This window comes from Halomonas sp. ND22Bw, assembly GCF_003011945.1.
Taxonomy (GTDB): domain Bacteria; phylum Pseudomonadota; class Gammaproteobacteria; order Pseudomonadales; family Halomonadaceae; genus Halomonas; species Halomonas halophila.
In genome coordinates this window covers 137083-163329 of record NZ_PXWD01000001.1, presented here as the reverse complement: position 1 = coordinate 163329, position 26247 = coordinate 137083, and the positions used below count along the sequence as shown (strand labels likewise).

Below are 26247 nucleotides of genomic sequence, written 5' to 3'. Positions count from 1 at the left end.
CGCCTGTCCCGGCGCGGCTCAGTCCGCCTGGCGTGCCAGAAAGCCGTTGACCACGGCCTGGAACGCCTCGGGCTGCTCGGCATGCAGCCAGTGGCCCGCCTCCAGGGTCTCGAGCTCGGCGGTCGGCAGCACCTCGCGCAGCGCCGGCAGCATGGCATCGGTCACATAGGGCGAACGACTGCCGCGCACCACCAGGGTCGGACCCTCGAAGGCGCCCTCGCCGTCCGGTTCGCCGCTGATCGACGCGTAGTCCTCGGCGATCTGGTCCAGCCCGACACGCACCGTCATGCCATCCTCGCCGCGCACCAGGTTGGTGGCCAGGAACAGTCGCGTGGCTCGCTCGTCGATATGGTCCGCCATCAGCGCGTCGGCCTGGCGGCGATCGGCGGGCCGCTCGTCGCGCACGCGCCGCAGCGCGCCGAGCTCCCTGTCGTGGCCGTGCCCGTAAGCCTGGGGCGCAACGTCGGCAACGACCAGCGAGGCCAGCCGTTCGGGCGCCAGCCGCGCCAGGGTGATCGCCACCTTGCCGCCCATGGAATGCCCCAGCACGTGCGCCTTGGCCACGTTCAGCTCATCCAGCAGCGCCAGCACGTCGCGGGCCATGTCGGCGTAGCCCATGCCGGACGCATGGGGCGAGCGGCCGTGGTTGCGCAGGTCCACCGCGATCACCCGGCGCTGCTCCTGCCACTTCTTGATGTGCGAACGCCAGTTGTCGGCGCTGCCCAGCAGGCCGTGGATCACCACCAGCGGCGTGCCGTCGCCGCCGGTGTCGATATGATGGAGAGCGAGAGTCATCGTGAACTCCTTGTCGGGTTAGCGGAACTGCTCGGGCGCCAGATCGCGGTCGCCGGTCAGCGTCACCAGGCGACGCGTCAGCCAGCCCAGCAGCACGCCGTAGAGCGGCAGGAAGAAGGCCAGGCTGATGCCCAGCTTGATGCCGTAGTCCACCCAGGCGATCTCCGGCCAGTGAGTGGCCATGAAGGCATCGGGGCCGCGGTGGAAGGCGATCGAGAAGAAGGCGAAGGTATCGGCCAGGTTGCCGAACAGCGTCGACAGCGCCGGCGCCACCCACCAGGCCTTGAGCCGGCGCAGGCGGTCGAAGACCGTGACGTCGAGCAGCTGCCCCAGCACATAGGCCATGAAGCTGGCCAGGGCGATGCGCGCCACGAACAGGTTCCAGTCGCCCAGCGCCTCAAGCCCGGCGAAGCCGCCGCGGGGAAACACCACCGAGACGACGTAGGAGATCACCAGTGCCGGGAACATCACCCGCAGGATGATGGCCCGAGCCGGCTCCTTGCCGAACAGCCGCACGGTCAGGTCGGTGGCCAGGAAGATGAAGGGAAAGCTGAATGCGCCCCAGGTGGTATGCAGCCCGAACAGGCTGAAGGGCAGCTGGACCAGGTAGTTGCTGGCCGTGATGACGAGGATATGGAAGGCGACCAGCCACGCGAGGCAGCGACGGGTCTGGGCGGCGGTAAGCGCGAACATCGAGCACCTTTTTGGCGGGAGGGGTAAGGGAACCCTCGTCGAATGACAGCCGGCACCCCGGCGAACGAGCGCGAATTATACGCGCCCGCCTGCCGGGGGCCAAACCCGCCTCAGGCGAACCGCGCCCTACTGCTGGCGTGCCCGTTCGGCGCTGCCCAGCGAACGAGCGACCATCGCCTCGTGCACGTCATTCAGGCTGGCCGGATCGTCGATGGTCGACGGCACCCCGAAGGCCTCGCCGTCGGCGATATGGCGCAACAGCTTGCGCAGGATCTTGCCGGAGCGGGTCTTGGGCAGGCGGTCGACCACCAGCACCTGCTTGAGACAGGCCACCGGGCCGATCATCTCGCGCACCCGCGCGACCAGCTCTCGCTCCAGGGTCGCCTCGTCGCCGTCGAAACCGTCCTTGGGAATCACCAGCCCTACCGGCACCTGCCCCTTCAAGGCATCGTGGATGCCGATCACCGTGCACTCGGCCACCGCCGGATGTCCGCCTACCACCTCTTCCATCTCACCGGTGGAAAGCCGGTGGCCGGCCACGTTGATGACGTCATCGGTGCGCCCCATGATGAACAGGTAGCCGTCCTCGTCGAGATAGCCCGCGTCGCCGGTCAGGTAGTAGCCCGGAAAGGCCGCCATGTAGGCCGCCTGGAAGCGCTCTGGATCGCGCCAGATACCGGACAGACAGCCCGGCGGCAACGGCTGCTTGATCATCACGCTGCCCTGCTCCAGCGCCGGCGCGTCGTGGCCGCTGCGATCGAGGATGCGTACGTCGAAGCCCGGCACCGGCACCGTGGCCGAGCCCGCCTTGGGCGGCATCGGCTCCACCCCCTGCAGATTGGCAGCGATGGGCCAGCCGGTCTCGGTCTGCCACCAGTGATCGACCACCGGCACGTCCAGCATCCCCTTCAGCCAGTGGAAGGTCGGCGGGTCCAGCCGCTCCCCGGCCAGGAACAGCGCCTTGAGGCACGAAATGTCGTGGTCCTTCAGGTGCAGCCCCTCGGGGTCCTCCTTCTTGATCGCCCGGAAGGCCGTCGGTGCGGTGAAGAAGGCCTTGACCCGATACTCGGCGATCAGCCGCCAGAAGGCGCCGGCATCCGGGGTCCGCACCGGCTTGCCCTCGTAGACGACCGTGGTACAGCCGCGCAGCAGGGGCCCATAGACGATATAGGAATGCCCCACCACCCAGCCCACGTCCGAGGCCGAGAAGAACACCTCGCCCGGCGCCATGTCGTAGACCGCCTCCATGGAATAGTGCAGCGCCACGCCATAGCCGCCGGTGTCGCGCACCACGCCCTTGGGCTTGCCGGTGGTGCCGGAGGTATACAGCACATAGAGCGGATCAGTGGCCTTCACCGGCACGCAGTCGGCCGGCGCCGCCGCGGCCTCCAGCGTCGCCCAGTCATGCTCGCCCTCGCCGAGTTCGGCCAGGCACTGCTCGCGCTGCAGGATCACGCAGGCCTCGGGCCGGTGGGCGCTCTGTTCCAGCGCCGCCCGCACGATCGGCGGGTAGGGCAGCACCCGGTCGACCTCGATGCCGCAGGACGCGGCCACCACCACCTTGGGCTCGGCGTCCTCGATGCGCACCGCCAGCTCGTGGGGCGCGAAGCCGCCGAAGACCACCGAGTGCACCGCTCCCAACCGCGCGCAGGCCAGCATGGCGATCGGCGCCTCCGGCACCATCGGCAGGTAGATGACCACCCGGTCGCCCTGCTCGACACCGAGATCACGCAGCGCCCCGGCGAAACGCGCCACCCGGTCACGCAGCTCGGCATAGCTGAGGCGAAGCTTGCCCCCGCTGACCGGCGAGTCCCACAGCAGCGCGGCCTGCTCGCCTCGCCCCTGCTCGATGTGGTGATCGAGGGCCGCGTGGCACAGGTTGAGCTCGCCGTCGGCGTACCAGCGGGCGTGCCCCTGTTCGTCGTACTCGAGGATGCGCGTGGGCGGGGACACCCAGGGCAGGCGCTCGGCCTGCTCGGCCCAGAAGGTCTCGGGGTGCTGGATGGAACGCTGGTATTCGCTGTGATAGCTGGACATGGAGGCCTGCCTGTTCGATGAATGTCACCGTGATTGTTGACACACTAGAACAGAAGGGGCCCACAAACCCTCATACCAACGGCGAAATTCGACAAATGGACGATACCAGCCAGACAGTTGTCGACAAACAGCGCCGTCACGGCGTGACAGCAGGGTCGCGGCGCCGACCCTGAACTATAATTGAGCAATGACTGAATCAGGAAAGATGTGACGGATCACGACACCATCCAGGAGCTTGCCAACCGGGCAGGGACGACCACCATCGGCTGCATCGGCAGCATGAGGGGTGAGACATCATGAGCACTTCGCAACGTCAGGCCGCAGGCCTGCTGCACGACGGGGATGACGTCATCGATCAGGCCAGCGCCCTGCTCAAGGCGATGGCCAACGACAACCGGCTGCGGATCCTGTGCCTGCTGGACGGACAGGAGCTGTCGGTCACCGAACTCAACCACCAGCTGGCGCTTAGCCAGTCCGCCCTCTCCCAGCATCTGGCCATCCTGCGACGCGAGCACCTGGTCAGTACCCGGCGCGCCTCGCAGACCATCTACTATTCGCTCAACGGCGATCGGGCGAGAACCCTGCTGTCGGCCCTCGCCCAGATGGAGCTGGGCGGCGACTGAGCCGCTCAGCGCTTCTGCCAGCCCCGCGCCTCCAGGCCCTCGACAACCCGCTCGATCCCGCATTCCACGCCGTGCGACACCGCCAGCCCCAGTCGTCCGGCCAGCGACTGGCGACGCTCCAGGCGCAGCGATACCACCCGCGCCTCATTCATGCGCTCGACGAGATAGGCCTCGCTGGTGCCGATCTCGTCGGCCAGTCCCCGGGACAGCGCCTGCTGCCCGTACCAGCTCTCGCCGGTGGCCACCGCCTCGATGTCCAGGTCGGGGCGGCGTTCGGCGACGTAGTGCTTGAACAGGCCATGCACGTTCTCGAGATCTTCCAGGAACTTCTCGCGCCCTTCTTCGGTATTCTCGCCGAACACCGTCAGGGTGCGCTTGTAGCGACCCGCGGTCAGCACCTCCACGTCGACGTCATGACGCTTGAGCAGGCGATGCAGGTTGGGCACCTGAGCGACCACGCCGATCGAGCCCAGCACCGCAAAGGGCGCGACCCGCAGCCGGTCGGCGCAGCAGGCCATCAGGTAGCCACCGCTGGCCGCCACCTTGTCGACGCACACGGTGGTGGAAAGCCCTGCCTGGCGCAGCCGGTCCAGCTCGGCGGCGGCGAGGCCATAGGCATGCACCAGCCCGCCGGGCGACTCGAGACGCACCACGACCTCGTCCTGCTCGCCGGCCACGTCCAGCACCGCCGAGACTTCCCCGGCGAAGCGCCCGGTGGCGCTGGCCTTCAGGTCGCCATGGAAATCCAGCACCCAGACCGTGCCGGCGGCCTCGCCCTTCTGCTTGCCGCGCGCCTTGTCGTCGCGCCGAAAGGCCTTCTGCAGCCGCTTGCGCGCGCCGGGCTCGCTGGCGGCCAGCTGCAACCGGCGACGGCGACGGCGGCGATCGCCGTTGAGCTCCTCGACCCGTAGCCGGGCCTGCTCGCCCTCGCCGCCGCGGGCACGCATCACCACCATCACGCCCAGGGTCACGATGACCACCACCGCCACCAGCTGGGCCAGGAACATGCCGAAATCCGTCAGCCACTCATTCACCGTGTCTCTCCTTCGTGGGGTCAATCCTTCGCGGCGTCGTTCGCCCGAGGCAGGGCTACCATCCTGCCCAGCCGCGGGCCCGGCCACAAGCCGGCCGACTTGATGGCACCGGCGCTTTTCCCTACTCTCGCGGATCGATCCTTCACCGTCTCCGGAGACCCCCGATGTCCGACAGCACCCTCGACAAGCTCCATGCCCGCTTCGATCCCGAGGCCGCCCGCGGCATGGACGAGGTGTTCCAGTTCCACTTCAGCGACGCCGGCGACTATCACCTGGTGGTGCGGGACGGCGAGCTGGACGTTCAGGAAGGCGTACACGAGGAGCCGTCGGTCAGCCTGAGCCTGAGTACCGAGACCCTCAAGGGCGTGATGAGCGGCGAGATCAGTGGCATGAGCGCCGTGATGAGCGGCCGGCTCAAGGCCACCGGCAACGTCATGCTGGCCACCAAGCTTGGCAGCCTGTTTCCCCGCCGCGGCTGATTTGCCCCTATCGACAGGGATCATCCCGACCGGGGTCAGCCCCCAAGTGCCTCGATAGCACCTACCTGGCCCCCACCTCGGCCAGGTGCGTCTCGATCAGCGCCCGCGAGATCGAATAGGGCGGCGGCAGCTGGGGCAGCCGGCGCGGCGAGAACCAGGCGGCATCGCTGATCTCGTGGCCGTCGATGCGAATGCGCCGGCTGGCCGCCTCGGCGAAGTAGCCGAGCATCAGCGAGTGCGGGAAGGGCCAGGCCTGGCTCTGGAAGTAGCGCAGCCGCCCTACCGTCAATCCCACCTCCTCGAACACCTCACGGCGCACCGCCTCCTCGGCGGACTCCCCCGGCTCGATGAAGCCGGCCAGCGTCGAGTAGCGCCCCGGCGGAAAACGCGGACTGCGGGCCAGCAGCAGCGACTCGCCGTGCGTCACCAGGGTGATGATGCACGGCGAGATACGCGGATAGTTGCGATGGCCGCAGCATTCGCAGTGCATGGCGAACTCGTGATCGAGCCGCGAGGCCGGCGCCCCACAGCTGCCGCAGAAACGGTGATGGCGCAGCCAGGCACCGACCTGCAGCGCCGTGGACACCAGCGCGAACCAGGATTCCGGCAGTCGCGCCAGCCACTCCCGCCCCTCGATCCAGTCATCGCCGGGAACGTCTTCCACCGACAGGGCCACCGGCGCGTCATGCCACCAGCACAGGGGCTGCATGGCCGGGGCCCAGGGTTGCCAGGACTGCAAGGGCCCTCCGTCGCCGGCCGGAGCGATGCGGCCCTGGGCCAGGCGAATCACCCGCCCGGCGGTTTCCTCATGGGGCAGTTCGCGACGCAGCATCAGGGCGTCTCCCGGCCGGGCCAGCCCTCCAGCGTGTCCCAACGGCACTCGCCGCCGGCCTCGCGCACGGTCGCCAGCTTGTCGCGATGGGCCTGCCATTCGGCCTCGTCCGGTGCCTGCACCTTGAGCGTGCCCGGCGTCAGCGAGACCCGGCGCACGTTCAGCCCGCCGCTGGCCGCGGACTCGTCGCCCTCGCCGGCGCTGGCATCCAGCGACAGCGCCGTCTGGCCGCCGGTCATCGCCAGGTAGACGTCGGCCAGGATCTCGGCATCGAGCAGGGCGCCGTGAAGGACCCGGTGGCCGTTCTCGATGTCGTAGCGCTTGCACAGGGCATCGAGATTGTTGCGCTGGCCCGGGTGCTTGTCCCGGGCCATCTGCAGGGTGTCGAGGATGCGGCAGTGATCGGCCACCGGGCCCAGACGAGGCTCGCCGCGGGCCTGGTTCAGCATGCCCAGCTCATGGTCGATGAAGCCCACGTCGAAGGGCGCGTTGTGGATCACCAGCTCCGCCCCCTCGATGAAGGCCCAGAACTCGTCGGCGATCTCGGCGAACAGCGGCTCGTCGGCGACCCGCTCGTCGGTGATGCCATGCACCGCCACCGCCTCGGCGTCGATGGTTCGCTGCGGATTGATGAACTGGTGATAGGTGTTGCCGGTCAGCCGGCGATTGACCATCTCCACGGCGCCGATCTCGATCAGGCGATGGCCGTCACGGGGGTCGATGCCGGTGGTCTCGGTATCCAGGATGATCTGGCGCATGGGGCGTTACCTGTGGTGATCGGCGGTATTGATGCGTGAATCAGGCCTTGGCCTGCATCTCGTCGATGGCCTCGTTGGCCAGGCTGTCGGCGCGCTCGTTGCCGGGATGTCCGCTGTGGCCCTTGACCCAATGCCACTCGACGCGATGCCGTTGCGCCTCCTCGTGGAGGGCTCGCCACAGCTCGGCGTTCTTGACCGGCTGCTTGGAGGCGGTCTTCCAGCCACGCTTGATCCAGCCGTGAATCCACTCGGTGATGCCGCGACGCAGGTATTCGGAGTCGGTCCACAGCTCGACGCGGCACGGCCGGGTCAGCGCCTTCAGCGCCATGATGGCGGCCATCAGTTCCATGCGGTTGTTGGTGGTCTTCTGCTCGGCGCCCTTGAGCGGCTTCTCGTGGGAGCCGCTGCACAGCAGCGCGCCCCAGCCACCCGGCCCCGGATTGCCGCGGCAGGCGCCGTCGGTATAGATCGTCACTTCGGGCAACGCCCCTGATGGTGGTTGGTCTGTCACCCTCGATCACCTTCGTCGGTGGCGGACCGACCAGACACATTGCCCAGCGCCGAGCCGGCCAGCGGCGTCGGAAAGACCACCCTGCCGCGCCCGGGCTGGACCAGCTGGGACCGGCGCCGCGCATGAATCATGTAGCTGTCGCCCAATGGCAGGTTGTGCCGGCGCCCGAGCGTCTCGAGCCGGGCATTGCGGGCCAGGCCGCCGGGCAGGCGAAAGCCGCAGTAGTCTACCCGCTGGGCCTCGAAATCGACAAACGCCAGCCAGTCGGCAAGACGCCCCGGCGTGCGCCAGCGGCCGCGCCCGGGCAGCTGGCGGCGTCGGGCCGGTCGGCAGCGCCGCCAGCCGCTCGGGCCGAAGGGGTGCCAGCCGAACAGGATCAGGTGGCCGTCGTCGGCGGTGACGCGGGCCGCTTCCTGGAGCAGGTGGTGGGGGTCGGGGGCGATCTCGAGCAGGTGATGCACTACCACCAGGCTCAGACAACCATCGGGTAGCGGCAGCGCGTCCAGGGGACACACCAAGGTGGATTCGTGCGAGGCCAGCTCAGGTGTCGGCGCCCAGCACAGCGCGTGACGCACCGGACACATGTCGGCCAGGGTCGGCGCCAGCCCCAGTTCCAGCCCGTGGGCGCCGAACCAGCGCTCGCAGAGCGGACCGAGACAGGCGCGTTGGGCCTGCCACACGGCCTGGCCCGGAGGGCTCGCCCAAAAACGGCGCCCCTCTCGCACCAGTCGCGCCAGGCTCATCGCATCCTGCGAATTTGACATGATCCGTTCATCTCTCCAGAGTACTCGATTTTGCAAAGATCCGATTCAAGGCGCCACCGGCTCGGTTGATACCGGCCCCGGCGCGAGGACCCCGAGCCCATGTTGAGCGTGACACCGATTCCCGCCTTTCGCGACAACTATATCTGGATGCTGCGGCAGGATACGAGCCCCGAGGTCTGCGTGGTGGATCCCGGTGACGCCACCCCGGTGATCGAGACCCTGGAACGCGAGGGCCTGACCCTGGGCAGCATTCTCGTCACCCATCATCACGCGGATCACGTCGGCGGCCTGCCCGAGCTGATCCAGCGCTATTCGCCGCGGGTGATCGGCCCGCACAACCCCGCCATCGAAGGCATCGACGAGCGCGTCGGCGCCGGCGACGAGGTGCGGGTGATCGGACGCCTGTTCGAGGTCCTCGAGGTTCCGGGCCACACCCTGGATCATATCGCGTTCTTCACCGCCGGCATTCCGCCGCTGCTGTTCTGCGGCGACACCCTGTTCAGTGCCGGCTGCGGACGTCTGTTCGAAGGAACCCCCGAACAGATGCATGCCTCGCTGGCGCGCCTCACCGCGCTGCCCGAGGACACCCTGGTCTTCGCGGCCCACGAGTACACCCTGGCGAACCTCGCCTTCGCCAAGGCCGCCGACCCGGACAACCCCGACATCGACGCCGCCGAGCAGGAGTGCCGGCGGGCCCGGGAGCTCGAGCGCCCCACCCTGCCCAGCACCATCGGACGGGAACGGCGCATCAACCCTTTCCTGCGCTGCGAGGACGCTGGCATACGTCGGGCGGCCGCCCCCCAGGGCGACACCGACGACGCCGTGACCACCTTCGCCACGCTGCGCGCCTGGAAAGACGACTTCTGAGACCCACCCCGCTCGGCGCACGTCCCCGTCATGTCGATGGCGGTCGGCGCTGCGCCCCGGAGGCTTCTGCATGACCTATCACACATCGCGCCGGCGACTCCTCGGATTCGCCAGCACGATCGCCATGACCGGCGCCCTGATCGCCGGCGCTTATACCAAGGCCTCGACCCTGCCCGCCGGGCAACTGGGGTCCGAGACGCCGAGCTTCGCCCCGGTGCATCGCGGCGAGCCGGAAGGCCAGCGCACCTTCTGGAGTCATCTGCAGCTGCAGCCGGCCGACGCCTGGTCGCGGCTGCGCGACACCTTCCAGTGGCAGGACCAGTGGCAGCATGGCGCCGGCCATGCCCGGGTCCAGCACTGGATCGACGAATACAGCGCCAAACCTCACAACGTCGCCGAGATCGCCGAACGCGCCCGCCCCTGGCTGGCGTGGATCCTCGAGCGCGTCGAGGACCGTGGCCTGCCCGGCGAGATCGCCCTGGTGCCCTTCGTCGAGAGCTCCTTCGACCCCGAGGCGCGCAGCCACTTCGGCGCCGCCGGCCTGTGGCAGATCATGCCGCGCACGGGCGATGCCCTGGGCCTGAACCGCTCGCGCGGCTGGGACGGCCGCCTGGACGTGGTGCGCTCGACCCAGGCTGCCCTGGACTACATCGAGTACCAGGCCGATCAGTGGTACGAGGGCGACATCGAGCTCTCGCTGGCCGCCTACAACGCCGGCGCCGGCACCGTGAACCGTGCCCAGCGACGCGCCCTGGCCCAGGGCAAGCAGGGCGACTACTGGGATCTCGACCTGCCCAACGAGACCATGGACTATGTGCCCAAGCTGCTGGCCATCGCCGCCATCGTCGGCGATCCCGCGCGCTACAACGTCACACTGCCCGAGATCGAGGGCACACCGGCCTTCGAGCGCGTGCCGGTGACGCGCACCGTGCGCCTCGGCGAAGCGGCGAAGCTGGCCGACGTGCCGACCGGCCAGCTGGCGGCCCTAAACCCCGGCCTGCGCGGCGACACCGCCCGCCCCGGCCAGGTCAGCGAGCTGCTGGTGCCCGCCGACCGGGCCGAACCGCTGCTGGCCGCCCTGGAGCGCACCGCCCCGAGCGCTGGCAGCGCTGAAGAGGTCCATGTGGTACAGCGCGGCGACACCCTCTCCGCCATCGCCTCCCGACACGCCGTGGCGGTCGCCGACCTGGCCCGCTGGAACGGCCTCGACAGCCCCAACGCTTTACAACCCGGCCAGCAGCTGACACTTTCCGGTAGATGATCAGGGGGCCGTCGCCCCCCGACCTGGTACAAGGATGCTGACCGATGCGATCGATCGTCCTGCTGACGACGGCCCTGGCGGCGACGCCCGCCCTGGCCGCGGCCCCGGCCGACGTGCCCACGCGCCACGGCCTGGCCCTCTACGGCGACCCGGCGCTGCCGGCGGATTTCGACCACTTCCCTCACGCCGATCCCGATGCCCCGGTCGGCGGCACCCTGACCCGCAGCGCCAACGGCAGCTTCGATTCCACCAATCCCTTCATCATCCAGGGCACGCCGGCCTCGGGCCTGAACGCCATCTACGACACCCTGATGGTGGCCAATCCGGACGAACCCTTCACCATGTACGGGCTGCTGGCCGAAGGCATCCGCCTCGACCCGGACCGCCGGTGGATCGAATTCGACCTCGACCCCGATGCCCGCTTTCATGACGGCGAGCCGGTCGACGCCGCCGACGTGGTCTTCAGCTTCGAGACGCTCACCGAGAAAGGCCAGCCGTTCTACGCTGCCTATTACGCCGACGTCAGCGACGTGCGGGTGGTCGACGAGAACACCGTGCACTTCGACCTCGCCGACAGCGATTCCCGCGAGCTGCCGCTGATCCTCGGCCAGATGCCGATCCTGCCGGCCCACTATTGGGAAGACCGAGACTTCGAGCGACCCACTCGCGACGCCCTGCTCGGCTCCGGCCCCTATCGCATCGAGGAGATCGACCCCGGCCGGCGCATCGTCTACGAGCGGGTCGATGACTACTGGGGGAAGGATCGTCCGGTCAATCGCGGCCGCCACAACATCGGCCGGCTGGTCTACGACTACTATCGCGACCAGACGGTGGCGCTCGAGGCCTTCAAGGCCGGCAATCTCGACATGCGCATCGAGTCCAGCGCCCGCAACTGGGCCACCGCCTACGATTTCCCCGCCGCCGAAGGCGGCTTCGTCCGGCGCCTGGAAGTACCCGACGGCCAGCCGGCCGGCATGCAGGCCTACGTGCTGAACACACGCCGCGACATCTTCCAGGACGTGCGCGTGCGGGAGGCGCTGAACCTGGTCTTCGACTTCGAGTGGCTCAATCAGAACCTCTTCTACGGCGCCTACGAGCGGACCCACAGCTACTTCGAGAATTCCGAGATGGCCGCCAAGGGCCTGCCGAGCGACGCCGAACTGGCCCTGCTCGAGCCCTGGCGCGACGACCTGCCCGCGCGGGTGTTCGACACTCCCCTCCCCATCGAGCGGCCTGACGACGGGCGCGCTCGCCTGCGCGAGGCGCTGGCGCTGCTCCATGCCGCCGGCTACGAGAACCGCGACGACGGTACCCTGGTGAACACGGAGACCGGCGAGCCGCTGTCCTTCGAAGTGCTGCTCTACGACACCCAGTTCGAGCGCGTCGTGCAGCCGCTGCTGCGCAACCTCTCACGGCTCGGCGTGCAGGGCGACATCCGCATCGTCGACGTCAACCAGTACCTCAACCGGCTGCGCCGCTTCGACTTCGACGTAGTGGTGGGGAGCTTTCCGCAATCCGCCAATCCGGGTAACGAACAGCGTGAGTTCTGGGGCAGCGAGTACGCCGACGCGCCGCAGAGCCGCAACCTGATCGGCCTGGCCGACCCGGCGATCGACGCCCTGGTCGACGACCTGATCGCCGCCGACAGCCGCGAGGCGCTGGACACCGCCGCCCGGGCCCTCGACCGAGTGCTGCGCTGGGGCTTCTACGTCATTCCCCAGTGGCACCTGGGCAGCACCCGCATCGCGGTGTGGGACAAGTTCGGCTGGAAGGAGCCCTTCCCCGAGTACAATCTCGACCTCGACGCCTGGTGGGTCGACCCCGAGCGCGGCGCCGAGATCGAGGCCCGACAGCGCAATCGGTGAGGCGATTCTCGCCGAGGCTCGTCACCGAGAAAGCGCTTCTCTCGTCGAGATTTCATAGAAGCCCTAAGGAAACGCCGTGGCCGCCTACGTACTGCGCCGCCTGCTGCTGATGATCCCCACCCTGCTGGGGATCATGCTGCTCAACTTCCTCATCGTGCAGGCCGCTCCGGGCGGCCCCATCGACCAGATGCTGGCCCGTTTCGAGGGCCTCTCGACCCAGGCCAGCACCCGCCTCGAGGGCGGCGGCGGCGACAGCGCCGGCAGCGGCGAATCCCGCGGCGCCCGCGGCGTGCCGCAGCAGTACATCGACCGCCTCGAAACCCAGTTCGGCTTCGACGAGCCGGCCTACCAGCGTTTCTTCGGCATGCTGGTCGACTATGCCACCTTCGATCTCGGCGAGAGCTTCTTCCGCGGCGAGCCGGTCACCGACCTGATGCTCGAACGCCTGCCGGTATCGATCTCGCTGGGCCTCTGGACCACCCTGCTGGTGTATCTGATCTCGATCCCGCTGGGCATCCGCAAGGCGCTGCGCCACGGCTCGCGCTTCGACGTCTGGAGCTCGGGGCTGGTGATCGTCGGCTACGCCATCCCGGGGTTCCTGTTCGCCATCCTGCTGATCGTGCTGTTCGCCGGCGGCAGCTACTGGGACGTGTTCCCGCTGCGCGGCCTGACCTCGCCGGACTTCAGTGAGCTCTCCGCCTGGGGCAAGATCAAGGACTATTTCTGGCACATCAGCCTGCCGGTGCTGGCCTCGGCGATCGGCAGCTTCGCCACCCTGACCATGCTGACCAAGAACAGCTTCCTCGACGAGATCCACAAGCAGTACGTGCTCACCGCCCGGGCCAAGGGGGCCAGCGACCGTCGCGTGCTCTACGGCCATGTCTTCCGCAACGCCATGCTGATCATCATCGCCGGGCTGCCCTCGGCGCTGGTGGCGATCTTCTTCACCGGCTCGCTGCTGATCGAGGTCATCTTCTCGCTCAACGGCCTGGGACTGCTGGGCTTCGAGGCGGTGATGCAGCGCGATTACCCGGTGATCTTCGGCACCCTGTATCTCTATACCCTGATCGGGCTGATCCTGAAGCTGATCTCCGACCTGACCTACGTATGGGTCGACCCGCGGATCGACTTCGAGACCCGGGAGTCCTGAACATGGCACTGAGCGAGCGTTTCTCCCCCATCACCCGCCGCCGGCTGGCCGTGTTCCGCGGCAACCCGCGCGCGCGCCTGTCGCTGTGGCTGTTCCTGGCCATGTTCGTGATCAGCCTCGGCGCCGAACTGGTGGCCAACGACAAGCCACTGCTGGTCCACTACCAGGGGCAGTGGTACGCGCCGCTGGTCGTCGACTACCCGGACAGCGAGTTCGGCGGTTTCCTGCCCACGCCGGCCGACTATCGCGATCCCTACACCCGTGAGGCCATCGAGGCCGACGGCTGGACGCTGTGGCCCCCGATCCCGTTCTCCTACGACACCCTCGATCAGGACCTCGACCATCCGGCGCCCTCGCCCCCCGACGCCCGCCACTGGCTGGGCACAGACGATCAGGGCCGCGACGTGCTGGCTCGAGTGATCTACGGCTTCCGCCTATCGGTGGTGTTCGCCCTGGTGCTGACCGCCGGCTCCCTGGCCCTGGGCGTGATCATCGGCGGCGTGCAGGGCTACTTCGGCGGCAAGGTCGACCTGATCGGCCAGCGACTGATCGAGATCTGGTCCGGGCTGCCGGTGCTGTTCCTGCTGATCATCCTGGCCAGCCTGGTCGAGCCGAACCTGTGGTGGCTGCTCGGCATCATGCTGCTGTTCTCCTGGCTGGGCCTGGTCGACGTGGTGCGCGCCGAGTTCCTGCGCGCCCGCAACCTGGAATACGTGCGCGCCGCCAGGGCCATGGGGCTGCCGTCGCGGATCATCATGCGCCGCCACGTGCTGCCCAACGCCATGGTCGCCACCCTGACCTTCATCCCGTTCCTGTTCACCGGCGCCATCACCACCCTCACCGCCCTGGACTTCCTCGGCTTCGGCCTGCCACCGGGCTCGCCGTCGCTGGGCGAGCTGGTGGCCCAGGGCAAGAACAACCTCCAGGCGCCGTGGCTCGGCATCACCGCCTTCCTGACCCTGGCGGTGATGCTGTCGCTGCTGGTGTTCATCGGCGAGGGGCTGCGCGACGCCTTCGATCCGCGCCACATCCAGCACGCCAGCGGCAAGGCCGAGTCGGCCGGCGGCGAGCGCCAGACCGCCACCGGGAGCGCCAGATGAGCGACGAGACCCTGCTTCGCCTCGAGGATCTGACCATCGCCTTCGATGACACGCCCGTGGTCGAGGGGCTGTCGCTGGAGGTGCGCCGCGGCGAGACCCTGGCGCTGGTCGGCGAGTCCGGCTCCGGCAAGTCGGTGTCGGCGCTCGGCGCCCTGGGCCTGCTGCCACCCGGGGCCCGCGTCAGCGGTACGCGCCGGCTCGGCGACACCGATCTCGCGCGGCTATCGACGCGCGACTGGCGCGCGATCCGCGGCGGCCGGGTCGGCTTCGTGTTCCAGGAGCCGATGACCTCGCTCAATCCGCTGCACACCGTGGCCCGCCAGATCGGCGAAACCCTGCGCCTGCACCAGGGGCTTCGCGGCGCGGCCGCGCGGCGGCGCGCCCGCGAGCTGCTCGAACAGGTCCAGCTGCCCCGCGCCGAGGAGCTCCTCGACGCCTGGCCCCACCAGCTCTCCGGTGGCCAGCGCCAGCGCGTGATGATCGCCATGGCCATCGCCAACCACCCGCGCCTGCTGATCGCCGACGAACCGACCACCGCGCTCGACGTCACCGTGCAGCAGGAGATCCTGGCGCTGCTGGCCGAACTGCGCGATACCCACGGCATGGGCATGCTGTTCATCACCCACGACCTCAACCTGGTGCGCCGCCACGCCGATCGGGTCTGCGTCATGCGCCACGGCCGGCTGCAGGAGACCGGGCCGGTGTCGCGCGTGTTCGAAGCCCCGGAGAGCGCCTACACTCGAGAGCTGCTGGCCGCCGATCCCACCGGACGCCCCGAACCGGTCACCCATCGCACCCCGCTGCTCAGCGCCCAAGGGCTGGGCATTCGCTTCCAGCGGCCGAAGAAGCTGTTCAGCCGCCGACCGCCGGCCTTCGAGGCGGTCAAGCCGCTGGGCCTGACGGTGGCGCCGGGCGAGACGCTCGGTATCGTCGGCGAATCCGGCTCCGGCAAGACCACCCTCGCCCTGGCACTGCTGCGCCTGCAGCAGAGCGAGGGCGAGATCACCTTCGACGGCGAACGTCTCGACCGCCTCCACGGCGATGCCCTGCGCCGCCAGCGGCGGCGGCTCCAGGTGGTGTTCCAGGACCCTTACGGCTCGCTGTCGCCGCGCATGCCGGTGGCCGACATCGTCAGCGAGGGGCTGCGCTTCCACCACCCCGAGCTGGACGACGCCGAGGTCGACCGCCGCGTGCGCGACACCCTGCGCGAGGTCGGCCTGCCCGAGGAATGCGGGGCCCGCTATCCCCACGAGTTCTCCGGCGGCCAGCGCCAGCGCATCGCCGTGGCCCGGGCCATCATCCTCGAGCCGTCGCTGCTGGTACTCGACGAACCAACCTCGGCGCTCGACCGCACCGTGCAGAAGCAGCTGGTCACCCTGCTGCGCGAGCTGCAGCGCAAGCGCGGGCTCAGCTACCTCTTCATCAGCCACGACCTGGCCGTGGTGCGCGCCATGGCCCATCGCCTGCTGGTGCTCAAGGACGGCGAGGTGGTCGAACAGGGCGACTGCGAAGCCGTGCTGACCCAGCCGACCACCGACTACACCCGAGCACTGGTCGAGGCCGCGGGGCTGTCGCCAATGTCGCCATGAACGTCGTCGTCAGCGTCTCCCCGCGGCCTGATGACCAGGACGTTTCAGGATCGATGATGGTTTAGCCGCTGCGCAAGATAACGGTATAAAACACGGCGACCCGGCGCGACGGTTTTGCTGGCACCGAATCGGGACCTGTTTATACTTGCCGAATGCCGAGGGGAAGGAACGAGAGGAACCGGGATGCCTCAGACAAGGGCGTGGCTGACCACTGTCGTACTGCTGTGTGTGGCCGCCCTGTGGGTCGGCTCGGCGATGGCGACACCTCGGGATCTGGGCACCGGCTGGGAGTATCGCTGGGGCGACTCCCCCGTGTCTGCCGATGGCGTCCCCACCTGGGTGAAACCAGGAGACGACGACGCCTGGAACGCCATCGATTTCCCCGCCAACCCGCCCGGACGCCGAGGACAAACCCATGCCTGGTTCCGACTCTCCCTCCCTGAGGGTGATTGGCAAGATCCGGCACTCTACATTACCAGCATCAACCTGATCGCCGACGTCTACTTGGACGGCGAACGCCTCTACCAACATGGCGCCTTCGATGATGATGGCAACGGCCGCTTCGCAGGCTGGCCCTGGCACATGATCCGTCTCCCCGAGGACTTCGGCGGTCGACAACTGACCCTGCGGGTCTACTCCGACTACACCGCCATCGGCCTGTGGGGCGAGATCATGCTGATCGAACGCGCCGATCTCTTCCCCAAGCTTCTGCGCGACGCTCTGGGTGCACTCATCGTCGGCCCGCTGTGCCTGCTCCTGGCGCTGTTCGCGGTCGGTTTCGCGCTGTTCCAGGACGACCGTCGCCGTTTTATGCCCATCAGTCTGTTCGCGCTGGCCTCCGGCATCATGATCATTGCCGAAAGCCCGGTCGACCAGTTGCTGATCGACCGCCCCCTGCTGTGGGACAACCTCGCCGCCGCAGGCTACTTTACCCTTCCTATCGCACTGGGGCGCCTACTGGAGCACTGGTTCGCCGATACCCGATCACGCCGTATCCGGCGTATCTGGCAGTTCCACCTTGTCTACCTGGTGGGCGCGCTGGGGGCCAGCGGGCTCGGCTGGATCAATCTCTCGATCACCTTTCCGGTCTTCGATGTACTTCTGGTGCTCAGCATCGGTCTGCTGCTGGCGATCATCGCCCCCCATCTCGGCCGGTTCGACGCTCGCCAGAGGGCCATACTGGCCGCCTTCGCTCTGTTCGGGGCGCTGTTGCTGGTCGACATGGCCGTGGCCCATGGCCTGCTGCCCTGGCAGCGGGTACCCACCAGCGCCGGCGCGCTGGCCTTTGCCCTGGTCATCGGGGGCATCTCGCTGATCGACTACGCCCATACACAGAGGGAACTCCGGCGCCTCAACCACCAGCTCGAACAAGAAGTCGAGGAACGGACGCACCAGCTACAGCAGCTGGTGGAGCGCCTCGAGATCGACTCCACCACCGACCCGTTGACCGGCCTGCACAATCGCCGCCACTTCGACGAGTGCCTGCGACAGGAATCCCGCCGGGCCCGGTCCCGGCAGACGCCGCTGGCGATGGCGATGCTCGACATCGACCACTTCAAGCGGATCAACGATGGTCACGGCCATGCAGCGGGTGACCGGGTCCTGGCGGGCATCGCGATGGCGCTCCGGGAACACTTCCGCGACGATGATGAGATATGCCGCATCGGCGGCGAGGAATTCGTGGTACTGCTGCCCGGCACCGGCGCCGATACGGCAAGAGAGCGCGCCGCCTCGCTGATGGCGAGCCTGGCCGACCGCGTCTACTGGCACGACGGCCGCATGCTGGGCCCGGCGACCCTGTCCTGCGGTATCGCTGCCTACCCGGCGCACACCGCCGATCCCATGACGCTGCCCGATCTGGCTGACCGGGCGTTGTACGGCGCCAAGGAAACCGGCCGCAACCGGATCATCACTGCTAGCTGAGCATCGGCCTCACGAAGAAGCGACCACCTAGAACAGCGCCACTTCCTCGGCGCTGAGCTCACGCCACTCGCCGGGCGCCAGCTCCGAGTCCAGCGCCAGTGCACCGATCGACTCGCGATGCAGTCTCTCGACGTGATTGCCGATGGCGGCAAACATGCGGCGCACCTGGTGGTAACGCCCTTCGTGGACGGTCAGCCGCGCGTGCAGCGGATCGAGCATCTCGAGCTCGGACGGCCGCGTCGGCGCCTCGTCACCCTCGAGTTCGATGCCCTCGGCGAAGGCCGCCACCGCGCGCTCGGCCTCGGCGCCTTCCAGGGGGCGCGCCAGGGTCGCCCGATAGACCTTGGCGCAGCCGCGCTTCGGCGAGGTCACGCGATGCGACCACTGGCCGTCGTCGCTGAGCAGCAGCAGCCCGGTGGTCTCCACGTCGAGGCGCCCCACGGTCTGCAGCCGTTCGGCCTTGGGCAGGTCGATCAGGTCCATCGCACGCGGATAGAGGCCGCGTCGCGCCGTGCATTCCACGCCTTCGGGCTTGTGCAGCATCACGTAGCGCAGCCCGACCAGCTCCAGGCGCTCGCCGTTCCAGGTCACGCGGTCATCGGACGCGAGATGGCGGGCAGCCTTCTTCTCGCGCTCACCGTTGACCTCGACCTCGCCGCGCAGCAGCGCCCGCTTGGCGAGGCTGCGCGTCATCTCGGTGCTTTCGGAGAGGAATCGATCCAGTCGCATCAGGCACCCACCCCGTCGGTCAGGCCGAAATGATCGGCATCGCGCCAGGCCGGAAACTTCTCGCGGAAGGCGTGCAGCTCATCCAGCGACAGCGTGCCGGTCTTGACGAAGGCCGTATCGCGGGGCTCGTCGATCACCGGCTCTCCCTTGGCGTCCACCAGCATCGAGTCACCGGCATAGGCCAGGCCCTTGGCATCCTCGCCGACACGGTTGACGCCGATCACGGGGCACAGGTTCTCCACGGCCCGGGCCTGCAACAGCACCCGCCACGGGTGGCGACGCGGGGCCGGCCAGTTGGCCACGCACAGCAGGGCATCGTACTCGAAGTGCTCACCCGGCGCGGGCCGCTGGCGCAGCCACACCGGGAAGCGCAGGTCATAACACACGCTGAGCAGGATCCGGAAGCCCTTGAGCTCGACGATCACCCGCTCGTGGCCCATCGCATAGCGCTCGTGCTCGCCGGCCATGCGGAACAGGTGCCGCTTGTCGTAGTGCACCAGGCTGCCGTCGGGTCGGGCCCAGATCAGACGGTTGAAGCAGTCGCCTTCTTCCACTATCGCCACGCTGCCGGTGACCACGCAGCCACGCCGGGTCGCCTGCTCACGCATCCAGGCCACGGTGGCGCTTTCTGCCATCGGCTCGGCCATCTCGCGGGAATTCATGGTGAAGCCGGTGGCGAACATCTCCGGCAACACGATCAGGTCGGTATCGCCGCCGTCGAGCTCGCCCAGCGACGCCTCCAGCATCCGGCAGTTCGCCTCGGGGTCTTCCCAGCGCAGGTCGGCCTGCACCAGGGTCGTTCTGAGTTCGCTCATCGAGGACTCCATTGGGGATCGAAACGGCCCCCATAGCCTAAACGACAGCGGCCGATGGCGCAGCCACCACGCACCGGTCGACGCCCGCATGATAGGCTGTGGGTTCATTGATTAGGAAAGTAAAGATGTCATCGACCGACCGCGACACCCGGGCCGCTCAGGGAGTCGGCTATGGCCTGGCCGCCTACCTGATGTGGGGCTGCTTCCCGCTGTTCTTTGCCCTCTTCGACGAGGTGCCCGCCTACGAGATCCTGGTACACCGGGTGCTGTGGTCGTGCGTGTTCCTGGCCGGCGTGGCGACCGCACTGCGGCGCTGGAAGCCGGTCGGCGAGGCTCTGGCCCAGCCGCGGCGCCTGGGACGGGTGCTGGCCTGCGCGGTGCTGATCGCCGTCAACTGGGGGCTGTATATCTACGCCGTCGAGACCCATCGGGTGCTGCAGGCAAGCCTTGGCTACTACCTGACGCCGCTGATCAACATCGCCCTGGGCATGCTGGTGCTGCGCGAGCGCATGAGCCGCCTGCAAGGCCTGGCGGTGGGCCTGGCCGGGGTGGCCATCGCCCTGCAGCTGGCGCTGATCGGCACCCTGCCCTGGATCAGCCTGGTGCTGGCGCTGAGCTTCGGCACCTACGGGCTGTTGCGCAAGCAGGTGCCGCTGGACGGCCTCTCCGGGCTGCTGGTCGAGACCCTGCTGCTGATGCCGCTGGGGCTCGTGGCCCTGGGGGCGCTCAGTCAGGCCGGCCTGTCGCATTTCCTCGGCGACAGCCGTACCACGCTGCTGCTGCTGGCCTGCGGGGTGATCACCGCCCTGCCCCTGCTGGCCTTCGCCGGCGCCGCCCGCCGCCTGCGCCTGGGCACCCTGGGATTCCTGATGTACCTGAATCCCAGCCTGCAGTTCCTGATCGCGCTGTTCGTGTTCGACGAGCCGCTGAAGCCAACGCAGCTCGCGACCTTCGTGCTGATCTGGATCGGCCTGGCACTCTACAGCTGGTCGGCCTGGCAGCGCCGCCCGGCCTCAGAGGTCCGCGCCTGATCGCACCGGGGCATAGAGGGCCAGGAAGGTCTCGGATTCGCTCGGCCGCCCCAGATGGAAGCCCTGAAGCAGCTGCACGTCCAGCGATGCCAGCCAGCGGGCCTGGGTCGCGTTCTCCACGCCTTCGGCCACGACCTCCAGGCCCAGCTGGCGACAGAAGCGTATCATCGCCGCATAGGCCTCGACCGCCCGCTCGTGGCGCTCGGCCGCCGCAAGCAGCTCGCGGTCCAGCTTGACGGCGTCGAAAGGTAGCCGCTGCAGCAGCCGGAAGGCGGTGTAGCCGGTGCCGAAGTCGTCCAGCGAGACGCGCACGCCGAGGCGACGCAGGCCGACCAGCGCCTGCTCGATGTGTATCAGCTCCCCGAAGTCGGCATGCTCGGTGATCTCGATCTCCAGGCAGCTCGGCGGCAGTGCCCGCTCGTGCAGGGCATCCCCCAGTGCCGCGACGAAGTCCACGTCTTCCAGGCTCGACAGGCCGACGTTGATCGACAGTCGGAAGTCGCCATCCAACCGCTCCCGATGCCGGCACAGCCAGTCGATGGCCGTGCGGCTGACCCAGCGATCCAGCTGCCGGGTCAGGCCGAGGCTCTCGACCACCGGCAGGAACTCGCCGGGCGACACTTCGCCGAACTCGGGATGCTGCCAGCGCAGCAGGGCCTCGGCGCCCAGCAGGCGATGATCGCGGCGGGAAAACTGCGGCTGGAAGACCAGGCGCCACTGCGACTGCGGTGCCTCGATCAGGCCCTCCAGCGCCTCTGCCAGATGACGGAAACGGGTCGTCCCACCGGGCGCACGAGGCGAGACGCGACGCAGGGGCTGCGGCCAGCCGCGCCGCGCCAGATGCCTCACGCCCTCATCGAGGGCGTCGCGGCACTGGGTGATGTCGCCGCTATGCTCATCGAGACACAGCAGGCTGGCGTACCAGGTCAGCCGCTGGCCGCTACCGCCGGGTGCAAGCTCACCGAGGTGGGCCAGGATGCTGTCGAACAGCGCCTCCACGTCCTCCGGCCGCGACGATGCCGGCACCCAGCCCAGCAGGTTCATGCCGGTCCCCGCGTAGAGATGCCAGCCCTCGGGCAGCGCCCGGCCAAGTACCGGCAACTGCTCGCGCAGCATCGCCTGGGCGGTGACCAGCCCGAAGCGTTCGCGGGCCTCGCGCAGCTGCGGAGAAGCAAGTTCGAACAGGCAGCCGTCCCGACGCGGCGCCTCGACTTCCCAGAGCTGCTGGCTGGGCAGACCGGTCGCGTGATCGATCATCAGCCGGCGCTGGCGACGCGCGATGCGACGCCGCGACCAGGCCATGACCAGCAGGCTCAGACCCAGCACGCCGCTGACGCCGACGCCGGCCCACAGCAGCATCGTGCGCTGCCCCTCGACCTGCTGCATGGCAGCGTCGACGCCGAACCACTCGATGGTGGCGGCCAACGGCGTCGGCACCCGCGCATGCCAGCGGGCGTCCAGCACCCGACGACCTTCCATGACGACCTGGCGTTCGGGCAGGCGCTCGAACACCGGGCTCAGCAGCGTCTCGATGGCCCGAGTCGCCACCCGCCGGGTATCGAGCAGAACGCCGCCGGCGCAGCCCAGGTCCAGCTGGTACGGCAGATGGCAGAACACCGGCACGCCCTGGTCCGACAGCGTCTCGAGCCAACGACGCCGCCTCGGATCCAGGTCGCCGCTGCCGGTAGTCTGCCCCTCGACCAGGTACACCCGGGCGTCGGCCGGCAGGGTTTCCAGCGTCCGGACCACCTCTTCGGGCGTCCAGTCCCACAGCACACCGGCCAGCTGTCCCGACGCCGACGCCCTAAGCCGCGACAGGAAGGCGCGCGTCAGGTTTTCGCCGACGGCGGTATCGTCCCCCAGCACCAGCCAGGGCACCGGCGCGCCGAACGCCTCACCGAGGAAGGCCAACGACGACTCGGCCACCCCGGTGGTCATGATGCGCTTGATGCCATGCTCCCGGGCCTGGCGCTGCAGGACGGGATCGTTGATGCCGATCGCCACCACCCGGGAGGGCGACTGCCCGTTCTCGGGCCGGGCCAGGTAGAAGGCCAGGGCCGCATCATCGATCAGCAGCAGGCGATCGCTGGGCGTCACCGCCTGTCGCCCTTCCAGGCGCTCGCGCTGCAGCATGAAGGCCCGCTCTCGCCCCAGGCGCCGGGCATCCAGGTAGTCCACGTCGAGCGTCGGGGCGCCGAGGTGCTCGGCCACATCGTCGAGGTGCGACAACAGCTCGTCGGTCCACAGGTTGCCGCGGTGATAGGACGCCAGCACCTGAATGCGCGGCACCACATTGTCAGGACGTTCCGTCGTTTCACCGCGATCGGACTCGGCGGAGCTAAGCGAGGCGGCCAAGAGGGCGAGTCCTGCGAGGCAGGCCCCTAGGCATGACGTAAGGTATGGTCTCCGCGCTCGCACCCGCATCGGGTTCATCCGACTCATTGTTGTTCAATGCTTTATCTGAGACCTTGTCATGCCGAACGTCAACCGAAAGTACTAACGCACGGTGTCGGACGGCCTCATTCTCACCGCCGGTCCAGGTACCGGTTCTCCGACAGGGCGTACGCGGGAGGAGTGGCACACGCGGCCTCACCGGCCCAAGATGACGGTACTCTGGCCACCCGACGGCGCTCCATGGCGACCAACGCATCCCCCGACCTTTCCATGCCGGCGTCGATACCGACTCCGCCCGCCGACGCCCCGCTGCTGCTGGTGGGTGCCGGGCATGCGCATCTGCACCTGGTCAACCAGCGCGCCCGTCTGCCCATGCCCCGAGTGGTGCTGCTCGACCCCGGCGGCTTCTGGTACTCCGGCATGGCCGGCGGCGTGCTGGGCGGACAGCATTCGCCCGCCGCGGACCGCCTGGAGCCCATGGCGCTGGCCCGCCGCCATGGCGTCGAAGGCCTGCGCGGGCGTCTGACGGGCCTCGACCTCGAGGCCCGCACGGCACTGCTGGACGACGGGCGGCGACTGGCGGTGTCGGCCGTTTCGCTCAATCTGGGCTCGACGGTCGACACGCCGCCCGCTCATCCCGAGGGCCCCGAGACCTGGCCGGTCAAGCCGATTCCCCGACTGGTGGCGCTGCGACATCGGCTGGCGCACGACTTCGCCGCGGGAAAGTGCCCACGCCTGCTGGTGGCCGGCGGCGGCGCCAGTGGCGTCGAAGTGGCCTGCCAGCTGCGGGCCCTGGCCGATCGCCACGGGGCCGATCCGACGATTCGCCTGCTGACCCGCTCCCCGCGCCTCCTCCCCGAGGCCCCGCCTGGCGCGGTGCGCTGGCTGCATCGGCGGCTCGTCCAACGCCGCATCGCGGTCGAGACCGGACTCGAGCTGGTCGGCCATCTGCCCGGTGGCAGCATGGCGACGCCACCGAATCAGCCGCCGAGTGAGGACAACGCCCATTTCATACCCGCCGATCACGTGATCCATGCCGTCGGCCTGGCGCCACCGACGGTGCTCGAGCGGCTCGGCCTGCCGATCATCTCCGGACGGGGCCTGGCGGTCACCGACACCCTGCAGAGCCCGGCGCTCCCCTGGGTCTTCGCCGCCGGCGACTGCGCCGCCATGATCGACCACGAGCTGCCACGGCTCGGCGTCTACGGCGTGCGCCAGGCGCCGGTGCTGCTCGACAACCTCGCCGCCTGGTGGCACGGCGAGGCGCTGCGCCCTTATCGCCCGCAGTCCCGGGCGCTGTCGATCCTCGACCTGGGCCGTCGTCAGGCGCTGGCGATGCGCGGCGGCGCCTGGTGGGGCGGGCGCCTGGCCTGGTACTGGAAGCGCCGGCTGGACGAGCGTTTCCTGGCCGGCTATCGCTGAAGGGCGCGCTGAAGGGCGATCAGGCCGAGGCCGCGAGAGCCTGATCCAGATCGGCGATGAGGTCGTCGATGTGCTCGATGCCGATCGACAGCCGCACCATGTCGTCCGTCACGCCGGCGGCCTGCAACTCTTCGTCGTTGAGTTGACGATGGGTGGTGGCGGCGGGGATCGAGGAACAGCTCTTGGCGTCGCCGATGTTGACCAGCCGCAGGATCAGCCCCAGGGCATCGTAGAAGCGCGCGCCTGCCTCGCTGCCGCCCTGGATACCGAAACTGAGGATCCCCGAGGCGCGCCCCTGCATGTAGCGGATCGCCAGGGCATGATCCGGATGGTTCTCGAGGCCGGCATAGCGCACCCAGGTGACCCGCGGATGTGTCTCCAGATGGCGGGCCACCGCCAGGGCGTTGTCGCTGATGCGCTCGATGCGCAATGCCAGGGTCTCGAGCCCCTGCAACAGCTGCCAGGCGGACTGGGCAGAGAGCGCCGCCCCCATGTTGCGAAGCGGCACCACCCGGGCACGCCCGATGAAAGCGGCCTCGCCCAGATCCCGGGTATAGCAGACGCCATGGTAGGAGACGTCCGGCTCGTTGAGCAGCGGGAAACGCTCGGCGTGATCGGCCCAGGGGAAACGCCCCGAATCGACGATCACTCCGCCCACGGTGGTGCCGTGCCCGCCGATGTACTTGGTGGCGGAATGGATGACCACATCCGCCCCGTGCTCGATGGGCCGGCACAGGAAGGGCGTGGGCACGGTATTGTCGACCATCAGCGGTACGCCATGGCGGTGGGCCAGCTCGGCCAGTCGCGCCAGGTCCACCACGCCCCCGGAGGGGTTGCCGACGCTCTCGCAGAACACCGCCTTGGTCCGGGCGTCGATCAGTCCCTCCAGGGCCTCGAGGTCATCCTTGTCGGCGAAGCGCACCTCGATGCCCTGACGCGGCAGGGTATGCGCGAAGAGATTGTAGGTGCCGCCGTAGAGTTCGCTGATCGAGACGATGTTGTCACCGGCCTCGGCAACGGTCTGGATGGCGTAGGTGATGGCCGCCATGCCGGAAGCCACCGCCAGGCCCGCGATACCGCCCTCCAAGGCCGCAAGACGCTGCTCCAGAACGGCACAGGTCGGATTCATGATCCGAGAATAGATATTGCCCTCAACCTTGAGATCGAAGAGATCCGCCGCATGCTGGGCGCTGTCGAAGGCGAATGAGGTGGTCTGATGGATCGGCACGGCGACGGCATGCTGGTCGTCTGGTGCATAGCCGTGATGCAGGGCGAGCGTTTCGGGCTTCATGACAACTCCTTGATCGGAAGACGACACGTTAGAGAGCGTACCGGCCAATACTAACCCTACGCGGACTCCCTGGTATCTCAGCGTTTCGTCTGTCGAAGCCCTTCTGACGAGCAAGACGAGCACCGGACACCCAAAAGCCCTCTGCCGATCCTCGCCTGCCACCTCGACTTGCGCCATCGCCCGTTCGGCGGTGAACGTCACGGGTCGGCGCTTCAACGCCGAGCATCGATCAAGAATATCCACGTTCGGTGAAAATGACGAAGGCCGGGGCAAGTGACTACGAT

Annotated in this window: 23 protein-coding genes; 11 read left to right on the top strand and 12 right to left on the bottom strand. The window is 68.5% G+C overall.

Features of this window, described 5'->3' with window-relative positions; genetic code table 11:
* Positions 1-18: 18 nt before the first annotated feature.
* The 3 genes from CVH10_RS00730 to CVH10_RS00720 all read right to left on the bottom strand — a co-directional run bounded on the left by CVH10_RS00730 (position 19) and on the right by CVH10_RS00720 (position 3525).
* Entirely contained in the window at positions 19-795 is a 777-nt protein-coding gene (locus tag CVH10_RS00730; protein ID WP_035593319.1) for an alpha/beta fold hydrolase, read from the bottom strand.
* Between the two features lie 18 nt (positions 796-813).
* Positions 814-1488 carry a 7-cyano-7-deazaguanine/7-aminomethyl-7-deazaguanine transporter gene (locus CVH10_RS00725; protein WP_035593322.1) on the bottom strand — a complete coding sequence of 225 codons (675 nt, stop codon included), beginning with the start codon at positions 1486-1488 and terminating at the stop codon, positions 814-816.
* Between the two features lie 126 nt (positions 1489-1614).
* Positions 1615-3525, bottom strand: a complete 1911-nt coding sequence (locus tag CVH10_RS00720; RefSeq protein ID WP_106487548.1) for a propionyl-CoA synthetase — start codon at positions 3523-3525, stop codon at positions 1615-1617.
* 296 nt (positions 3526-3821) lie between these two features.
* Between CVH10_RS00720 and CVH10_RS00715 the strand changes: the two genes are divergently transcribed.
* On the top strand, positions 3822-4148 hold the full coding sequence (locus CVH10_RS00715) for a helix-turn-helix transcriptional regulator (protein WP_106487547.1): 327 nt from the start codon (positions 3822-3824) through the stop codon (positions 4146-4148).
* A gap of 5 nt (positions 4149-4153) precedes the next feature.
* On the opposite strand, the gene sohB is transcribed toward CVH10_RS00715, so the two are convergent.
* Positions 4154-5182, bottom strand: a complete 1029-nt coding sequence (sohB, locus tag CVH10_RS00710) for a protease SohB (protein WP_106487546.1) — start codon at positions 5180-5182, stop codon at positions 4154-4156.
* Positions 5183-5346: 164 nt separating this feature from the next.
* Between sohB and CVH10_RS00705 the strand changes: the two genes are divergently transcribed.
* Positions 5347-5661 (top strand): SCP2 sterol-binding domain-containing protein, encoded by a 315-nt coding sequence (locus CVH10_RS00705; protein WP_035593331.1) that lies wholly within the window; start codon positions 5347-5349, stop codon positions 5659-5661.
* A 61-nt stretch (positions 5662-5722) separates the two neighbouring features.
* Here the strand turns inward: CVH10_RS00705 and nudC are convergent, their stop codons facing one another.
* Genes nudC through CVH10_RS00685 form a run of 4 tightly spaced genes read right to left on the bottom strand, consistent with a single transcriptional unit; the run spans position 5723 to position 8526 of the window.
* Positions 5723-6493, bottom strand: a complete 771-nt coding sequence (gene nudC / locus CVH10_RS00700; protein ID WP_106487545.1) for an NAD(+) diphosphatase — start codon at positions 6491-6493, stop codon at positions 5723-5725.
* The gene (dnaQ, locus tag CVH10_RS00695; protein ID WP_106487544.1) at positions 6493-7251 is read right to left on the bottom strand and encodes a DNA polymerase III subunit epsilon; all 759 of its coding nucleotides are present in this window, start codon (positions 7249-7251) and stop codon (positions 6493-6495) included. The genes nudC and dnaQ overlap by 1 nt, the downstream gene beginning before the upstream one ends.
* A gap of 40 nt (positions 7252-7291) precedes the next feature.
* Positions 7292-7762 carry a ribonuclease HI gene (gene rnhA / locus CVH10_RS00690; RefSeq protein WP_106487543.1) on the bottom strand — a complete coding sequence of 157 codons (471 nt, stop codon included), beginning with the start codon at positions 7760-7762 and terminating at the stop codon, positions 7292-7294.
* Positions 7759-8526 carry a methyltransferase domain-containing protein gene (locus CVH10_RS00685; protein ID WP_035593339.1) on the bottom strand — a complete coding sequence of 256 codons (768 nt, stop codon included), beginning with the start codon at positions 8524-8526 and terminating at the stop codon, positions 7759-7761. Before CVH10_RS00685 ends, rnhA begins: the two co-directional genes overlap by 4 nt.
* Before the next feature lie 99 nt (positions 8527-8625).
* Here CVH10_RS00685 and gloB point away from each other — a divergent pair, with 99 nt between their 5' ends.
* The 7 genes from gloB (at position 8626) to CVH10_RS00650 (ending at position 18281) form a co-directional block, all read left to right on the top strand.
* Complete coding sequence (gene gloB / locus CVH10_RS00680; protein ID WP_106487542.1) at positions 8626-9393, top strand: hydroxyacylglutathione hydrolase; 768 nt, start codon at positions 8626-8628, stop codon at positions 9391-9393.
* A gap of 70 nt (positions 9394-9463) precedes the next feature.
* Positions 9464-10654 carry a transglycosylase SLT domain-containing protein gene (locus tag CVH10_RS00675; protein ID WP_106487541.1) on the top strand — a complete coding sequence of 397 codons (1191 nt, stop codon included), beginning with the start codon at positions 9464-9466 and terminating at the stop codon, positions 10652-10654.
* A gap of 44 nt (positions 10655-10698) precedes the next feature.
* Positions 10699-12519, top strand: a complete 1821-nt coding sequence (locus CVH10_RS00670) for an extracellular solute-binding protein (RefSeq protein ID WP_035593345.1) — start codon at positions 10699-10701, stop codon at positions 12517-12519.
* A 76-nt stretch (positions 12520-12595) separates the two neighbouring features.
* A complete protein-coding gene (locus CVH10_RS00665) occupies positions 12596-13669 on the top strand; it encodes a microcin C ABC transporter permease YejB (RefSeq protein ID WP_106487540.1) in 1074 nt (357 codons plus the stop codon).
* Between the two features lie 2 nt (positions 13670-13671).
* Positions 13672-14769, top strand: a complete 1098-nt coding sequence (locus CVH10_RS00660) for an ABC transporter permease (protein WP_106487539.1) — start codon at positions 13672-13674, stop codon at positions 14767-14769.
* Positions 14766-16358, top strand: a complete 1593-nt coding sequence (locus tag CVH10_RS00655; RefSeq protein ID WP_106487538.1) for an ABC transporter ATP-binding protein — start codon at positions 14766-14768, stop codon at positions 16356-16358. Before CVH10_RS00660 ends, CVH10_RS00655 begins: the two co-directional genes overlap by 4 nt.
* A 114-nt stretch (positions 16359-16472) precedes the next feature.
* Positions 16473-18281: a GGDEF domain-containing protein gene (locus tag CVH10_RS00650; RefSeq protein WP_369335695.1), complete on the top strand. Its 1809-nt coding sequence runs from the start codon at positions 16473-16475 to the stop codon at positions 18279-18281.
* 27 nt (positions 18282-18308) lie between these two features.
* Here the strand turns inward: CVH10_RS00650 and CVH10_RS00645 are convergent, their stop codons facing one another.
* Both CVH10_RS00645 and CVH10_RS00640 read right to left on the bottom strand, forming a co-directional pair.
* Complete coding sequence (locus CVH10_RS00645; RefSeq protein ID WP_035593355.1) at positions 18309-19010, bottom strand: pseudouridine synthase; 702 nt, start codon at positions 19008-19010, stop codon at positions 18309-18311.
* Complete coding sequence (locus CVH10_RS00640) at positions 19010-19825, bottom strand: amidohydrolase (protein ID WP_106487536.1); 816 nt, start codon at positions 19823-19825, stop codon at positions 19010-19012. The genes CVH10_RS00645 and CVH10_RS00640 overlap by 1 nt, the downstream gene beginning before the upstream one ends.
* A 125-nt stretch (positions 19826-19950) precedes the next feature.
* Here CVH10_RS00640 and rarD point away from each other — a divergent pair, with 125 nt between their 5' ends.
* Complete coding sequence (gene rarD / locus CVH10_RS00635; protein ID WP_106487535.1) at positions 19951-20856, top strand: EamA family transporter RarD; 906 nt, start codon at positions 19951-19953, stop codon at positions 20854-20856.
* Here rarD and CVH10_RS00630 read toward each other — a convergent pair.
* Complete coding sequence (locus tag CVH10_RS00630; RefSeq protein WP_181244331.1) at positions 20839-23145, bottom strand: EAL domain-containing protein; 2307 nt, start codon at positions 23143-23145, stop codon at positions 20839-20841. The two genes, rarD and CVH10_RS00630, sit on opposite strands and share 18 nt — an antisense overlap.
* Positions 23146-23490: 345 nt before the next feature.
* Here CVH10_RS00630 and CVH10_RS00625 point away from each other — a divergent pair, with 345 nt between their 5' ends.
* Positions 23491-24672 carry an NAD(P)/FAD-dependent oxidoreductase gene (locus tag CVH10_RS00625; RefSeq protein ID WP_369335694.1) on the top strand — a complete coding sequence of 394 codons (1182 nt, stop codon included), beginning with the start codon at positions 23491-23493 and terminating at the stop codon, positions 24670-24672.
* Between the two features lie 19 nt (positions 24673-24691).
* Here CVH10_RS00625 and CVH10_RS00620 read toward each other — a convergent pair whose 3' ends face one another.
* Positions 24692-25963: an O-acetylhomoserine aminocarboxypropyltransferase/cysteine synthase family protein gene (locus CVH10_RS00620; RefSeq protein ID WP_106487532.1), complete on the bottom strand. Its 1272-nt coding sequence runs from the start codon at positions 25961-25963 to the stop codon at positions 24692-24694.
* Positions 25964-26247: the final 284 nt, after the last annotated feature.